This is a genomic window from Burkholderia sp. AU27893, assembly GCF_002223205.1.
Classification (GTDB): Bacteria; Pseudomonadota; Gammaproteobacteria; order Burkholderiales; family Burkholderiaceae; genus Burkholderia.
Genome location: NZ_NKFD01000001.1, coordinates 1,411,416 through 1,425,853 on the forward strand (window position 1 = coordinate 1,411,416; position 14,438 = coordinate 1,425,853).

Annotated in this window: 21 protein-coding genes; 1 reads left to right on the top strand and 20 read right to left on the bottom strand. The window is 65.5% G+C overall.

The annotated features are described in order from the left end of the window. Positions 1 to 2 precede the first annotated feature (2 nt). From CFB47_RS06570 to CFB47_RS06585, 4 genes are all read right to left on the bottom strand, one after another. A complete protein-coding gene (locus tag CFB47_RS06570) occupies positions 3 to 905 on the bottom strand; it encodes an ABC transporter permease (RefSeq protein ID WP_089460690.1) in 903 nt (300 codons plus the stop codon). 10 nt (positions 906 to 915) lie between these two features. Further along, positions 916 to 1,740, bottom strand: a complete 825-nt coding sequence (locus CFB47_RS06575) for an ABC transporter permease (RefSeq protein ID WP_069247587.1) — start codon at positions 1,738 to 1,740, stop codon at positions 916 to 918. A gap of 16 nt (positions 1,741 to 1,756) precedes the next feature. Further along, entirely contained in the window at positions 1,757 to 2,785 is a 1,029-nt protein-coding gene (locus tag CFB47_RS06580) for an ABC transporter substrate-binding protein (RefSeq protein ID WP_039352324.1), read from the bottom strand. 67 nt (positions 2,786 to 2,852) lie between these two features. Next, entirely contained in the window at positions 2,853 to 3,878 is a 1,026-nt protein-coding gene (locus tag CFB47_RS06585; RefSeq protein ID WP_089439644.1) for a substrate-binding domain-containing protein, read from the bottom strand. 793 nt (positions 3,879 to 4,671) lie between these two features. Here CFB47_RS06585 and CFB47_RS06600 point away from each other — a divergent pair. Next, complete coding sequence (locus CFB47_RS06600; protein WP_089460692.1) at positions 4,672 to 5,703, top strand: tyrosine-type recombinase/integrase; 1,032 nt, start codon at positions 4,672 to 4,674, stop codon at positions 5,701 to 5,703. Here CFB47_RS06600 and CFB47_RS06605 read toward each other — a convergent pair. The 16 genes from CFB47_RS06605 to CFB47_RS06675 form a co-directional block, all read right to left on the bottom strand. Further along, a complete protein-coding gene (locus tag CFB47_RS06605) occupies positions 5,700 to 5,924 on the bottom strand; it encodes a helix-turn-helix domain-containing protein (RefSeq protein WP_226221925.1) in 225 nt (74 codons plus the stop codon). The two genes, CFB47_RS06600 and CFB47_RS06605, sit on opposite strands and share 4 nt — an antisense overlap. Next, entirely contained in the window at positions 5,921 to 6,253 is a 333-nt protein-coding gene (locus tag CFB47_RS06610; RefSeq protein WP_089460693.1) for a DNA-binding protein, read from the bottom strand. Before CFB47_RS06610 ends, CFB47_RS06605 begins: the two co-directional genes overlap by 4 nt. After that, positions 6,246 to 6,770, bottom strand: coding sequence for a hypothetical protein (locus CFB47_RS06615; RefSeq protein ID WP_089460694.1), 525 nt, complete (start codon positions 6,768 to 6,770; stop codon positions 6,246 to 6,248). The genes CFB47_RS06610 and CFB47_RS06615 overlap by 8 nt, the downstream gene beginning before the upstream one ends. Beyond that, positions 6,763 to 7,011: a hypothetical protein gene (locus CFB47_RS06620; RefSeq protein ID WP_089460695.1), complete on the bottom strand. Its 249-nt coding sequence runs from the start codon at positions 7,009 to 7,011 to the stop codon at positions 6,763 to 6,765. Before CFB47_RS06620 ends, CFB47_RS06615 begins: the two co-directional genes overlap by 8 nt. Beyond that, positions 7,008 to 8,870: a hypothetical protein gene (locus CFB47_RS06625; RefSeq protein ID WP_143330797.1), complete on the bottom strand. Its 1,863-nt coding sequence runs from the start codon at positions 8,868 to 8,870 to the stop codon at positions 7,008 to 7,010. Before CFB47_RS06625 ends, CFB47_RS06620 begins: the two co-directional genes overlap by 4 nt. A 158-nt stretch (positions 8,871 to 9,028) precedes the next feature. Continuing rightward, a complete protein-coding gene (locus CFB47_RS06630; protein WP_089460697.1) occupies positions 9,029 to 9,607 on the bottom strand; it encodes a hypothetical protein in 579 nt (192 codons plus the stop codon). Between the two features lie 27 nt (positions 9,608 to 9,634). Then, positions 9,635 to 10,384, bottom strand: coding sequence for a hypothetical protein (locus CFB47_RS06635; protein WP_089460698.1), 750 nt, complete (start codon positions 10,382 to 10,384; stop codon positions 9,635 to 9,637). Continuing rightward, positions 10,377 to 11,264 carry a PD-(D/E)XK nuclease-like domain-containing protein gene (locus CFB47_RS06640; protein WP_089460699.1) on the bottom strand — a complete coding sequence of 296 codons (888 nt, stop codon included), beginning with the start codon at positions 11,262 to 11,264 and terminating at the stop codon, positions 10,377 to 10,379. The genes CFB47_RS06635 and CFB47_RS06640 overlap by 8 nt, the downstream gene beginning before the upstream one ends. Continuing rightward, entirely contained in the window at positions 11,264 to 11,425 is a 162-nt protein-coding gene (locus CFB47_RS41105; RefSeq protein WP_179258922.1) for a hypothetical protein, read from the bottom strand. Before CFB47_RS41105 ends, CFB47_RS06640 begins: the two co-directional genes overlap by 1 nt. Positions 11,426 to 11,542: 117 nt before the next feature. Then, positions 11,543 to 12,412, bottom strand: coding sequence for a hypothetical protein (locus CFB47_RS06645; protein WP_089460700.1), 870 nt, complete (start codon positions 12,410 to 12,412; stop codon positions 11,543 to 11,545). Beyond that, on the bottom strand, positions 12,409 to 12,759 hold the full coding sequence (locus CFB47_RS06650) for a hypothetical protein (protein ID WP_089460701.1): 351 nt from the start codon (positions 12,757 to 12,759) through the stop codon (positions 12,409 to 12,411). Before CFB47_RS06650 ends, CFB47_RS06645 begins: the two co-directional genes overlap by 4 nt. A 30-nt stretch (positions 12,760 to 12,789) precedes the next feature. Continuing rightward, a complete protein-coding gene (locus CFB47_RS06655; RefSeq protein WP_143330798.1) occupies positions 12,790 to 13,053 on the bottom strand; it encodes a hypothetical protein in 264 nt (87 codons plus the stop codon). Positions 13,054 to 13,199: 146 nt separating this feature from the next. Then, entirely contained in the window at positions 13,200 to 13,526 is a 327-nt protein-coding gene (locus tag CFB47_RS06660; protein WP_089460703.1) for a hypothetical protein, read from the bottom strand. 1 nt (position 13,527) lies between these two features. Continuing rightward, positions 13,528 to 13,743, bottom strand: a complete 216-nt coding sequence (locus CFB47_RS06665) for a hypothetical protein (protein ID WP_089460704.1) — start codon at positions 13,741 to 13,743, stop codon at positions 13,528 to 13,530. Between the two features lie 116 nt (positions 13,744 to 13,859). After that, positions 13,860 to 14,066 carry a hypothetical protein gene (locus CFB47_RS06670; protein WP_089460705.1) on the bottom strand — a complete coding sequence of 69 codons (207 nt, stop codon included), beginning with the start codon at positions 14,064 to 14,066 and terminating at the stop codon, positions 13,860 to 13,862. 3 nt (positions 14,067 to 14,069) lie between these two features. Further along, entirely contained in the window at positions 14,070 to 14,438 is a 369-nt protein-coding gene (locus tag CFB47_RS06675; RefSeq protein WP_089460706.1) for a Rap1a/Tai family immunity protein, read from the bottom strand.

The window sequence follows — 14,438 nt, forward strand, 5'->3', positions numbered from 1 at the left end:
ATTCAGCGCGGGCGCTTCTTGAGTGCCCGCGTGCCGGACGGATCGACGCCGAGCCACTGCATCGCGACGAGCAGCGGCAGCGTCATCAGCAGGAACAGGATCGTGTACGCGCTGCCGACTTCGAGGCGCAGCGACGCATACGTATCGGCGAGCCCGACCGGCAGCGTCTTGGTGTCGGGCGTATGCAGCATCCACGTGAGGTTGAATTCGCCGATCGACAGCGTGAGCACCGCGAGCGCACCCGCGACGATGCCGGGGCGCAGGTTCGGCAGCACGATCGTGACGAAGCGCGTGACGAACGATGCACCGAGGCTCGCCGCGCCTTCCTCGAGCGTGCGCAGGTCGGCGCCGGCCGCGACGGCCGCCACCGCACGCACCATGAACGGCAGCGTGAACACGACGTGGCCGACGACGATGAACCACAGGCTCATGCGGAACGCGGTGAAGCCGCCGTACACGACCAGCAGCGCGAGCGCCGACGCGAGGCCGGGCAGCGCGACCGGCAGCACGAGCGCCTCCTCGATCGCGCGCGCGGCGCGGCTCTTGCTGCGCGCGAGCGCATAGCCGGCCGGCACGCCGACCGCGAGCACGATCGCGAGCGTCGCGAACGCCACGTAAAGCGACAGCGCGACCGAGCCGTGATACTGCTGCCACACTTGTTCGAGCCAGCGCAGCGTGAGGCCGCTCGACAGGCCGCGGAAATAGTTGACGGTGAGGCCCGCGAGCACCGACATCACGACGGGCACGATCAGGAACGCGCACAGCAGCAGCGTGACGCCCCATTGCAGCGCGGCGATCGCGCGCGCGCCGGTGACGCGCGGCGCGCGGCGGGCGACGCCGTTCGCCTGCGCGGGAGCGGGAGCCGGGGCCGGCGACGGCCCGGAAGAGCCGGAAAGCGATTGCATGCGGAAATCCTCAGGCCGCGGCGGCGGCGGTGTGGCCGGTGAAGCGGCGCGCGAGCGCGAGCACGGCCCAGGTGACGATGCCGAGCACGATCGACAGGCCGGCCGCCGTCGCGATGTTCGCGTTCAGCGTGAACTCGGTATAGATCGTCATCGGCAGCACGTTCAGGTCGGTGGCGAGCGTGAACGCGGTGCCGAACGCGCCCATCGCGGTCGCGAAGCAGATCGCGCCGGCCGCGATCAGGCCCGGCGCGAGCGCGGGCAGCACGATGTCGACGAAGATGCGCCACGGTGATGCGCCGAGCGAACGCGCGGCTTCCTCGAGCGACGCGTCGAGCTTGGACGCGGCCGCGATCACGGTGACGATCACGCGCGGAATCGAGAAGTACAGGTAGCCGATGAACAGCCCGGCGACCGAGTACGCGAACACCCACTTGTCACCGGTGAGCTTCGCGGACAGCATGCCGATCAGCCCCTGCCGGCCGGCGAGCATGATCACCATGAACCCGACGACGACGCCCGGGAACGCGAGCGGGAACGTGAGCAGTGCGAGCAGCACGCGCTTGCCCGCGAATTCGCGGCGAGCGAGCAGCAGGCCCGAGATCGTCGACAGCGCGAGCGTCGCGAGCGTGACGCCCGCGGACAGCGCGATGGTTTCGCCGAGGCTCTTCATGTAGCGCGCATTGCCGAGCAGCGCCGCGTAGTGCGAGAAGAACGCGCCGTCGGCGGACACCTGCACGAGCGCCGCCATCGGCAGCAGCCAGAACGCGGCGAACACCGCGAGCGCCGGCGCGACGAGCGCGACGCGCCAGCGCAGCGGGAAAGTCAGGTCAAGCATCGATGAGGTCCGCCGCTTACTGCATGACCTGCAGGTATTGCTGGCCGAATGCCTGCTGGCCGGCTGCCATCTTGCCGAAGTCGACCGGTTTCGCACGCGCATATTCGCTCGCCGGCAGGAACTTCGATGCGATGTCGGCGCCGAGCGCTTGCGCGCGCACCGGGCGCAGGTACGCGTTGGCCCACAGCTTCTGGCCTTCGTCGGACAACACGAAGTCGAGCACCTTCTTGCCGTTCGCGTCGTGCGGGGCGCCCTTCACGAGACTCATCACGTACGGCACCGCGATCGTGCCTTCCTTCGGAATCACGAACTCGACGTTCGCGCTGTCCTTGTACTTCGCGCGATACGCGTCGAAGTCGTAGTCGAGCAGGATCGGAATTTCACCCGACAGCACGCGCGCATACGCGGTCTGCTTCGGCACGATCGGTGCGTTCGCCTTCAGCTTCCTGAACCAGTCGAGCGCCGGCTTGAAGTTGTCGAGGCTGCCGCCGAGCGCCTGGTTCACGGCGACCGCGCCCGCATAGCCGACGAACGCGCTCGACGGATCGAGATAGCCGACCATGCCCTTGTATTCCGGCTTCAGCAGGTCGGCCCACGAGCGCGGCACCGGCTTGCCGTCGAGCGCATCCTTGTTCACGAAGAAGCCGAGCGTGCCCGAATGGATCGCGAACCAGTAGCCTTGCGGGTCCTTCAGGTTCGCGGGGATGTCGTTCCAGTGCGCGGGCTTGTACGGCGCGATCACGCCCTTGTCCTTCGCCTGGAACGCCGACGACACGCCGAGGTAGACCACGTCGGCGACCGGGCTCTTCTGCTCGGCGATCAGCTGCGCGATCGACTGGCCCGAGTTCTTGTTGTCGAACGGCACGCGGATGCCGGTCTTCTGCTTGATCGCCGCGATCTGCGCGGCCCAGTCGGCCCATTCGGGCGGGCAGTTGTAGCAGATCGCCGTTTCGTCGGCGTGGGCGGCGGGCGCGCCGGCGATGAGCGCGGCAAGGGCTACGGGAGCGGCAAGCGCGCGCAGCAGCGAGGTCAGGCGAAAGGACACGGTGGGTCTCCGGGCGAGGGTGAGGCGCTGGGGTGGCGTGGTGGTGTGCAGGGTGTGCGGCGCGGGCTCAGGCCTTGCGCAATTGCAGGTCGGTGGCCGGCGGCGCCACGGTCGCGCCGTCGCGCACCACGTGCGGCAGGATCAGCGACGTGCGTTCGATCGCTGCGCCGCCGATGCATTCGACGAGACGCTGCCATGCGTGGCGGCCGATGTCGCGGTTCGGTGTCGCGACGCTCGCGAGCGGCGGCGCGAGCAGTTCGCCGAGCGCGATCCCGTCGAAGCCGAGCACCGACAGGTCGTCGGGAATCGAGAAGCCTGCGCGGCGCAAGCCGCGCATCACGACCATCGCGAGCAGGTCGTTGCTGCAGAAGAGGGCGGTCGGGCGCGTCGCGTGCGCGGTGAGATGCGCGAGCACCGCATCGGGCAGCTCGGGCGCGTTGAAGTCGACTTCGACCGGCGGCAGCGGGGCGACGCCGATTTCCTCGAGGGCCTGCGCATAGCCGAGATGACGCTGCCGTGCGCGATCCGACGCGGCGAGCGAGCCGGCCAGCATCAGCACGCGGCGGTGGCCGCGCGCGGTCAGCAGCCGCACGCCGTCATACGCGGCACGGCGGTTGTCGACCGACACCGACGGGCGGCGCTGCGTGTCGTTGTGCATCAGCACGTAGTGCGGGCCGTCGTGGTCGAGCATGTCGAGCAGCGGGTGGGTATCCGCATCGGCGACGGTGAGGATCAGCCCTTCGACGCGCTGCTCGCGCAGCGTCTCGATCGCGTGGCGCTCGCGCGCCGCGTCGTATTCGGTCGTCATCAGGATCAGCTTGAAGCCGGCCGCGGTCGCGAGTTCGTCGATGCCTTGCAGGCAGTCGGCGAACACGGGGTTCGACAACGTCGGCACGACGACGCCGACGAGCCGCGTGCGCTCGCCGCGCAGCTGCCGGCCGAGCGGGCTCGGGCGGAACTGCAGTGTGTCGATCGCGGTGCGGATCGTTTGCAGCGTGGCGGGGCTGACGGTATGCGGGGCGTTGATCGCGCGCGAGACGGTGGCGATCGAGAAGCCCGCGAGGGCAGCGACGTCCTTGATGGTCGAGGTCATGAAAGCTTGCGATGTAAACGTTTTCGGCCGGGAAATTATCGAAAACGTTTGTGACTTCGCGATGACGCACGCGACGCTTGTTTCGCAAAAGGTACGACACAAACGTCAGACGGATAGGGCCGTCGGACGACGCGGATTCGATTGTATCGGGGATGGTGCGGCGCGGGAGGAAATCGTTGGCGGCGGTGTGGCGGGCGGCGATTACGCGTGATGATGCCGCGCGACGGTGGGGGGCATCGCGATGCGGCGCCGCGGAATAAGGGAACGCATGGGCAAGCAATGGTAGAATCGCGTCCGCCCTCTTGCCGGGGTGATGAAATTGGTAAACATAGCGGACTTAAACGATTGAGTGCCCGGTCGGAAACGGTCGGTGCAGAACCCTTCAAATTCGGCGAAACCCCTGATGCGCGCATCGAGGCAACGCCGAGCCAAGCCTCGCGGCCGCCGCGAGGAAGGTGTAGAGACTAGACGGGGGGCGCCTAAGGCGCATGGGCAGCAGGCAAGCCCGCGCGCGACGGCGAAGGCATAGTCCAGCGCACGAACGGCATCGCGCACGCGACGCCGGCTTTGAAAGAAGCAGTGTGACGAAAATCCGCCGCCTTAACTGGCTTGCCGGTTCGAGTCCGGTCCCCGGCACCACGACACTTCAACATGAACTTTGCTGACTTGTTGAACCGTGTAGAAACAACGGGTTAGCGACCCGACACTGTTGATACATACAGGGTATTTTCCCCACATTGTGGGGAGGGTTGTAGAATGGATTCCCCATTTCCTACGCACGGCTCTCCCCACAATGGCATCGATCACCCCACACAAGAACGGCTTCCGCGTGCAGGTCTATGTCGGCGGCGCGCGCGATTCGAAAGTGCTGCGCACACGGCGCGAGGCAACGGCATGGGGAGCGCAGCGCGAGGCGGAACTGAAGCGCCTGAGTGATACGCCCGCCGCTGACCTTCACACGCTCGGCGAAATGCTCACTGAGTATTCGAGCCGTGTGTCGACGAAGAAGGGCGGCACGAAGTGGGAACAGAGTCGCATCGCGTCCTTCATCAAGCAGTTCCCCGAATACGCTGAGCGGCCACTGTCGCAGGCTGACACCCCGATGTGGGCCGAATGGCGAGACCGGCGGCTGTCAGGCTACGTCGGGCCGGATGGTAAGAAGGTGCGCGGCATCACGAACGGCGCTGTGCTGCGCGAGATCAATCTCTATCGAAACGCGTACACGATCGCACGCCGGGAATGGAAGTGGATCGACACGAACGCGTTCAGCGATCTCGGCGCGCCGCCGGACAACCCGCCGCGCACGCGTCGCGTCGCCCCCTGGAAAGAGGTTCGCCCTATCGTTCGCTGGCTCGGTTATCGAACCGGGCAGGAACCGACGACGAAGAGTCAGGAGGTAGCGCTCGCGTGGCTCGTCGCACTACGCAGCGGCATGCGTGCAAAGGAACTGCGTGGGCTCGGAAAGGATACGCTGAACATGAAGACTGGCGTCGCGCGGCTCGATCACAAGATGCAATACCTGACTGGAAAGCCGCGCGAGATTCCGCTCCCTCGCGCCGCGTTGCGGCTGCTGAAAGCGGTAGCGCATCGTGACCGGTGTTTTACGGTCGAGGCGGGGTCGATGGATACGTTGTTTCGCAAGGCGAAGAAGGCGCTGTTGATCACTGGGATGACGTTTCACGACTCGCGAGGCGAGGCGCTAACGCGCCTGGCTCGCAAGGTCGACGTGCTGACGCTGTCGCGCATCAGCGGGATCAAGGATCTGAAGCTGCTGCAGGAGCACTACTATCGCGAGACGTCCGAGCAGATCGCCGCGCGGCTTTAAACATGCGCCTCGCGCGCCTTGTCAATTTCCTCGATCGGGATCAGGCCGCACCGGTTCAGCTTCAGGTCGCCGGCCTTCACCATTTTGCTGACCGTCCAGCGGCTGATCCCGAGCATTTCGGCCGCTTGCATCTGCGTGACGTGCGTCGGGCGCGGGTGCGTCTCCGCGTAGAGCTGCACCGCGCGGCGGGCCACGTTCATTACTTCGTTCGTTTCCATCATCGTGTCCTCGTGGTCATGGCAAGCTCGACGCGGCGACTGATCTCTCGATCGTATCCGGCGAGCGTGGATTGCAGGTTGGGTGCGAGACGCGGCCCGGCGGACGGCGTATCGAGCGGCGCGCGCGGTGCGGCGACCGGTGTCAGCTGGTACGCAGTGTCCGTCGTGACGCGCTGATCGATCCGGATGCGGCCGGCGTAGAACAGCGTGTCGAGGAAGCACTGCACGAACGCCGTCGACGTCTGGAGTTCGGCCGCTATCTCGCGCGCGGTGTGCGTGCCGCTCGCGAGAACGCCGACCACGGCTGCGCTGTTGATGCGGCGGCTAGACATGGTCTTCCCCTTGTCGTTGCGCGAGGGCGGCGTCGATAGGGAACTCGGGGCGTGCCATCCAGTGTGACGGCACAACCTGCTGGACAGGTGCGCACGAAAACGACTGATTCACCCACATTCCGTAGTTCTCCAGCCACGATGCGACCACTACAATCGACGCAGTCGCATGGACGTAGCGGGCGAACATCACGAGTGGCGTCCCGTCCTTCGGCGCAGTCTCGATCGGCTGCCATCCCGTCACCTCGGCGCGCGGCTCCGGCTGGCAGACCTCGCATCCGTCACCGAGAACCCGTGTGCGCATATCGCAGGTGCATTGCGGCTCCGGCTGCTGAGCGGCGAGGAGGGCGGTCAAGCGCCCGAGCAGGCGAAGTTCGGCGTCGTAGAACGCTTTGTCATCTGCATCGGGCCACTCGCCGTCGATCGAGCATCCGGCTTTCAGTGCATCGGCGCTTCGCGAAATGCTCTGGCAGGCGTCCATGATCGTGGCGCGGTCGGCCGCCGTCAGCGTCTTATTCATGCTTGGCTCCTTCGCCACACGATGCATCGCGCGCGGCCTCGAATGCATGACGTTTTATGCTGACGACGAAAACCACGTTCTCCCATTCACCGGTGGCGATGTCGCGCATCGAGACGCAATCCGTGCCGAATGAAACTTCCACGTAGCCGCGCTTTTGTTTTCCACCCGTGATCGAATCGGCCAGGAATTGCACGCCGACGTTATTCACGCCGACCCTCTGGATCAGTTCGTCGAGCTTCATGACTTGTCTCCTTCGAGAAGGGCGCGGTCGAGCCGCTCGATTGCAGCCTGGATCAGTGCACCGGCCTTTATGAGGTTTCTGCGTTTTGTCGTCGGCTTCCACCATTCAGACGGCCACGGCCACATGAACTCATTGTGTTGTCCACGCTCGGAGGCGTGAATCGCATAACAGGCGGCGGCCAGTTCCAGATCTCCACTGCAATGCTCGTCGTCGTGCTCCGCTGTCCAGCCTTCCTGCTCGACCTGTCGGCGTCGCTCGGCGAGAACATCGCGCGCCGCGTCCGTCATTTCCTGCCGAGTGGCGACCTGCGCGGGCGGGGCGGCGTTCTCGATCACCTCCAACGCTTCGTCCCATGGGCAGTTCAAGTTCGAGTGCTCGCCGATGCCCACGCCAAAATGCTTGGCAATGGCTGCGGCCAGCTTGTCGGCCGTCTCTTGATACTCGTCGCGTTCGCGCAGCGTCTGGTCCCACAGTTCGTCATCGCTCGGGCGCGCTGCCGCTGCGGGCTGCGATGCTGCCGCGCGCTCGTTCCAGGCAGCGCGCGCGGCCGCTTCCGGCGTGTCGAGCCGTTCGGCGCGCAGTCCGAATGCTTCGCGCTCGTACCACCACGCCTCGAACGACGCCCGCTCGTCTGCCGGCGCTGCCGCTGCATCTGCGGCTTGCGCCCGGTAAAGGTCAAGTTCGAGGCGAAGTTTCGCGGCTTCCTCTGGCAGCTTCTGGAGCGTTTCAGCGGCAGGGCGGTCAGCTTCCTCGCCGAGTAGCGCCGCTGCGACCCCCGCGAGCACCGTGCTCAGGCGCTCGATGACGTACTTGTCCTCTGCCGCTGCATCTGCGGAGGGTTCGCCGTCGCCAGATTCGAGATAGAAGCAGCCCCGGTCATTGCATGTCTGAGCCGTCGTCGCACCGCAGTGCTTACACGCTCCCGCCACCTCAGTGCGAGGGGCGCGAGACAGGGCATCGCATGCTTGCCGCCGAGCTTCGTCCAGTTCGTACAGCGCATCGCGCATGCCGGGAATCGCTTCCGCAGCCAAATAGGCGTCGCGGGTGAGAAGTTCTGCGCGCTTGTCGCAGGCGTTTTCAAGACGGTCGAGTGCAGCTCGCAGCACCCCCTCCGCTCCCGCCACCTCTGTGCGAGGGGCGCGGGCACCTGCAACGAAACCGTCACGATAGGCGAGCGCTTCTTTGATCGGCGTATCCGACGTGGCCCACTGGCCGGCCGCGAGCATCGCGCGCTCGTTCAGATCGGCCACATCAGCAGGAATGCGGGATTCCAGCTCTCGGTCAATGCAGGTCAGGCAGACGTAGCCGCCCATCCAGTCGATACGGAGCGGCGTGTGCTTGTACTCGCCGCAGCATGCGCAGTTGGTCGCCTGCACGCTGGAATAAGTGTATGCCCCAGAAACTTCCGCCCCATTGCCCGTGCCTTCGAGCGGGGCGGATGGTGCAGCGAGTGCACGCTCTGCCTGAGCCTTCATGCGACCAAGCACGTCGATCTGGTGCAGCCAGTACGAGGCATCGCTCCCGTTGCCGTCGTCGCTCGCAGCGTCCTTCAGTGCTCGGCAGGCTTTCTCGAAGTCGCCGTGATGGCTTACGACGTCCATCAGGCATTCGCGCGCGTCATCGGCCGGCGCTGCTTCGTGCTGCTCGACAGGGCGCCCCGTTATGAGTTTCGCGTGCTGGTCCGCCAATGCGCTTACGAACTCGCCGTCGTTGGCGTCGACCTGATCATCGTTCAGGTAGCGGGACGGGTTTTCGTCGCGGTACTTCTTCATCGCGGCCCGCACGATGTCATAGAACGCATCGCGCGAGATCGTAGGTACCGTCAGCGCATCAGCGCTCTTGTCGGTGGTGTCGCTCATCGTCATCCTCAATCAGTAGAACAGTATCAATGTCGTCCGCGCGGTTCGCATGTGGCATGCGTTGACATGAATAAGCCGGCGTGACGGCGCCCACCCATCACCCACGCGGACGGCATTGAAGCCGGGTTGCCGCGCGTGTGGGGCGCGCGGCGGGTGGGTCACTGTTCTTGCGCGTCTCGGGCCAGGTCGCTGCCTTCGAACGGATCTCGGTCGTCGTCGTCCTGCGCATCGCCGAACAGTCCCGGGTCGACGTAGTTGTCCGGCGGCGTCAGCGTGATGCCGATCTCCTGCTGCAGCCGCGTCGCGATCTTCCCGTGGTCGACCTCGTCCTTCGGATGCGCGGTGATCTTGAAGTGCACACCCACCGAGCCGCCTTCCTGCGTGGTGAAACGGATATCCTTCAGGCCGCATTCGGCGAGTAGCACGTCTTCTGTGCCAGTCGCGCCGATGTGGAAGCGCAACAGATAGCCTTCGTACTTCCGGTCCCACGCGAGGTTGCGCATGAACGGATAGCGCAGCTCGGTCAGGCCGTCGTGTTCCATCGGCAGCTCGCCGGGCTTCGGCTGCGGCTTGCGGTACAGCGCGTTGCGCAGGCCCGCATCGAACATTTCAAGCACTTCGCCGCCTTGAACGACGTAGAGGCCGATCGAGATAGCGGCGACGCGCTCGGCGCCATGTTTCTCGCTGACGTTCGTGCACGAGACGATCTTCGCGAGGGTGTTGTCGAGGTTGAACATGCTGGCTCCTGTCGGGTAGGGGAAGGGTTACGCGTCGAGCAGTGCTTCGCGCCGGCGGTTGTACGCTTCGATCAGGCGCTCGCGGACGTCGCCAGGGTAGTAGCGGAAGCTATCGAGGCAGACTGCGAGCGCATCGACGTCGGCACATGCTTCCAGTTGCGCGAGCGCCGTGGTTTCGTCGTCGCCCGGTCCGGGTTGCGGATCCGCCGGCTTGCGCGCCGCCGCGCCGCGCAGCTCGCGCATGCGCGCGTTGTATGCGTCCTGCGCGGCCTGCGCTTGATCGCCCGGGGGCAGCTTCATCGCCAGCGCGCGGGCCGCGTTCATGGCGTTGCGATCGGTGGCCGTCGCGATCGCCTTCAGCACGTCGTCGAGGCGCACGACTTCGAGCGGCAGCACCGTGTGCAGTGCCTTCTTGCCCTTCGTCGCAGTCAGCGACAGCGAGATCTCGCGTTCGATGTGGCTCAGGTGGCTGATGCGAATGCCGCCCACGACCATGCCGCCGAAGCGCACCGCCTGGTCGTTGTAGAGTGTCATCGACTTGCCGGTCCAATTGCGGCCGTCCTCGCCCCACGCGAAGATCAGCAGCTTCCGCATGGTCTTGCACGGCTTGTACGGCCGGCCCTCGTCGTTCTCGTAGTGCAGGATCACGGGCTGATCTTCGCTGCCCATGCGCACATCGGTCACGGTTATGGTCATGTCGCCGGCCAGCAGCTGCTCTGCGTTCAGCTGGTCGGATTTCGGCACGATGGTGCCGCGGAGGTCGGTGATGTCAGACATATGCGATCTCAATCTCTTGTGAAGTGAAGGCGTAAGGGGGCAGGTCAATCTGCGTGGTCTTGTTCGAGTAGCCGGGCCAGCGCTTCAGGCGCACGCATTCCTCGTACAGGTCGAGCAGCCGGCGGCACTCCATGAATCCTTCCTCACGGCTTTCAGGTCCGAGCGTGTACGAGGCGGCCGCGTAGGGCCACTCGGTCTCGACGGCTATGAACGTGAATTTCTCGACGGTGACGCCGGCCGCTGCGCTGTAGCCGGCCGAGTAGAACGCGTCCTGCACGTGGTAGCGCTTGCGCGCGATCTGGCGGCGGAACTCGTCGGCGGCCGCGCAGCTGAACGTCTTCAGGTCGAGCAGCTCGACCGACTTGCGCGACAGCGCATGCACCCAGTCCGGCCGGCAGCGGCATTCGACGCCGGTCATTTCGTCCGTCCAGAACGCTGAAACTTCGGCGCGGCCCTGAGACAGCGCGTCCTGAATCTCCGGCAGCGCGCGCACGGATTCCGCCTGGCGCATCGCGACGTCGTACTGCTCGACCGTGATCACGCGCTTGTCGCCGCATGCGTCGAGGAATTCGCGCCACCATTCCATCGCCGCGACGCTGTCGGGCGACGGCTTCTTTGCGTTCCACTGCGCGTCCGTCGGCTTGCGCGGCGCGCCCTTCGGTGCCCAGACGTAGCGCGCGTCGAACTGGTCGGGCTCGAACACTGCGCAGTGCGCGAGGTGCCCTTCGAGCTGGCCGGCCTTCTCGACGCGCGGCGGCCGCAGCGGATTGCGATGCCGGCTGTAGAAGTGGAACGGCGACAGCGCGAGGTCATCGAGTTGCGACTTCGAAACGGGCGACAGCGCGTGATACGCGTCGATCGACAGGTTGTAGTCGAGCATCACGCCCCCCACACGCCGCGCGGCGCTTCCGGCGTGGTGCTGAGGTATGCGATGCCGACCGCGCACAGGAACGCGACCACGATCGCGACGATGATCCCGGCGACCGGGCTGCGTTCGAACAGGCGGTCGAGCGCGTCGCAGAGGTAGGTGATCGGGTTCATCGCGCAATCCCCGCGAGCAGTTCATAAGCCGGCGCAATGCCCGATGCGATCAGCCAGAGCGCGCCGAGCACCGCGAGCCAAAACCAGTCGGGGAGGCGGGTGAGAGGGGCGCGCATGTCAGTCCTCCCGGTGCTGATAGGCGGTCAGCGCGTCGGTCGCAAGCTGCTGATCAGCGACGCTCGCCATGATCCGGTCATAGTTCCACGTCGTATCGCGGAACACGCGGCCGTCGCAGAAGTCGTGCATGCACGAGATCACGTCGTTCGCGATTTCCTTGTCCTCGTCGGTGACGATCGTGAATCGGTCGATCGCGTCCCGCACGCGGTAGGGGCCTTCCGACCAGTCGCCACGCGTTGCCATCATCGCGAGTGCCAGGTCGATGCGCTGATCCTTGCCGCGCAGCGCTTCGATCACGTCGTCCCATGTCGACTCGTCCGACAGTTCGTAGCGCAGTACGATTCGGGCGAGTTCGATGTTCGCTTTCCGCGCTTCGCGCTCAGCCTCTGCGGCACGCTGACGCTGCAGTTCAGCTTGCTCGGTCTCGCGCGCCGCCGTCGCGGCGTATTCGTCGTATCGGGCCTTGAGCGTCTCGTACGTGTGTGTCGCGTAAGCGAATCCGTCGTCCGTCTTGATAAAGCGCGCAATGTCGCTGATCCAGCCCGCGTCGCGCGTGACGTTCTTCGGGTAGCGCGAACGCGATTTCGTGTCGCGCTCGGTCCATGACTTCGGCATGCCGATTTCTTCCATGAACGCCCGGACGCGATCAGCCGTGCCCTTGTTTCGCTCGATGGCTTCGAGGTTCGCTTCGTGCAGCGCAACGTCCTTCGCTCGGGCAGCTTCCAGCTGCGCCAGCGCATGATCGGCGGTCGCCTTCGATGTCGGCGTGCGGCAGTTCGACAGCGAACTTGCATAGCTTTGCGGGCTCGCCATGCAATTGGCGACGAAGCCGCACTGCGCGACGGGCATGATCTTGCGGTCGGTGCTCACAGCGCACCTCCTGCAATCGTCACGTGCCGCACCGGCTCCGGCGCAGCCTCGGGTGCCGTCGTCGCGAGTGAGATCACGGCGTCGATGGTTTGGCGCAGTTCGGCTGGGCTGTTTGCCTCGGTCAGCCATTCCGCAGCCGCACGAAGGCGATCGAGCATCTTCGGCGCGGCCGCGAACAGCCGCGCGTATTCCTTCCCGTGCGGCGACGTCGAGCAGTCGGCGACGAGCCAGCCGGCCGCGTCGGCATCAGTGCGTTTCGTGCGCACGTACCAGCAGCACGCTTCGAGTTCCGGCGCTTGCTTGGCTTCTTCCGCCTCGCGGTAGAAGCGGTTTTCGCTCTTGTCCATGTGGTCCCTCGGTGTGGTGTGCGGCCGGTGTTACGCGCGCGACGTGGCGAGCCACGCGGCGAGGCGCGTCATGGCGCTGTGTTCGACGTACGTCTCGGGATTCTTCTTCTGGATCGCACCCGGCAACGCGTCGAGGAACGCGTGAATTTGATCGCGCTCGGATTGCGCCGAGTCGCGACCTTCACGCGCCCACTTCGCTTGGTTCTTTTCCGATTCGAGCTGCTTTTCCAACTCCACGATTCGGGCTTGTGCTGCCTTCAGGAGCGTCGAAACTGCGGGCTTGCGTTGGGCCATGATGGTCTCCAGGTGGTTGCGGTAGGTGCGCGGCTCAGCCGCGGTGGTGGTCGTCGTCGTTGACGCGTGCGATCTCGCGCACGATCACGACCAGGGCGAGGATCAGCACAGCAGCGGCGCCGATCAGGAGGCGGGTGGTGGTCATGTCACTCACCGTCCGCGTAGAGATGGGCCATGCCGGCCGCCGCGGCGATCTCTTTCGCGAGATCAAGAAAGCCGGGCTGGATCGAACCGCAGAAGTGCGCGACGAAGATGCGCGCGCGCGTTTCGGCCGGCTCGTTTTCCAGCGCCTTCGCCGTACGGCGTGCAGCTGCAATCAGCTCTGCGACCGCGATCTCGGTGCCGCGGTCGCGCGCGGCTTCCATCGCTTCGGCAATAGCCTCATCGCGCGCGATCTCGTGGTCGACGCGATACTCGTGCAGGGCCGCGATGCGCCGCGGGGTGATTGTGGTGAGGGGTTGGTGGCGCAGCATTTCAGCCGCCCACGCGTACGAACGAACCGGCAGCGAAAACCTCTCCCGTCGCGTCGAACAACTCACGGCACATCGCGTTCTGCATGCGCGCGCCGCTGTCGTCGAACGCGACGGCCAGACGTGCGCCGTTCGCCAAGATTCGCTGCTTCAGCTCGAACGCGAAGACGTCAGCAGCCGACGGCAGCGCGCGCGGGGTGATCGGGTGGTGGTGGAGCATGGTGGCCTCTCTAAAAGCGTTGCTTCTGGAGGCTATAGTAGCAGCGCTGCTTTTAATGTCAAGAGCATTGCTACTATTTGTGGGGCAAAGAAATCCCGCGATTGCGGGCTATTGGGTCAGTCTTCGCCGTATTCGCCGCTCGGCAGCGGCAATCCATCAAACGCGAGATAGGTCGTGCTGCCGTAGAACAGCGCGAAAAAACAGATCAAGCCGATCCACCATCGCCCGGTCTTTCGGCCGATCCAGACGCTTGCGTAACCGGACGCGGCCATTAGGACCGCAAAGATTACGAACGAACCGATGTGGAAGGCGAGCGCACGCATCGGTCAACTGCAGGGATAGTCGCGCGCGAGCGCCGCGCGCACCGCGAGCACGGCCGGCATCCGCTTCAGCTCCGGCCGCTCGTTGAGCATGCGGGCGACGGACTGCTGCAGCTCGGGCCCCTTTGCTTTGCCCGATGCGCAGAGGTGGCGCGGTGCTTGATCTGGCTTCATGAGCCCCTTCATTTCGGCTGCCTGCAGCACGCCGTCATCATCGAGGACGCCGACGATATACATGGTCGCAGCCAGGTGCAGAGCACCGTCGTTGGACGACAGCCACTCCTGCAGCTTCGCGCCGGTCGTGATTTCGGCGTGTGCGCCGATCGTCGTCGCGAAAAGGAACGCGGCAGCGGCCGCCTTGTAGCGTGTGCGCAT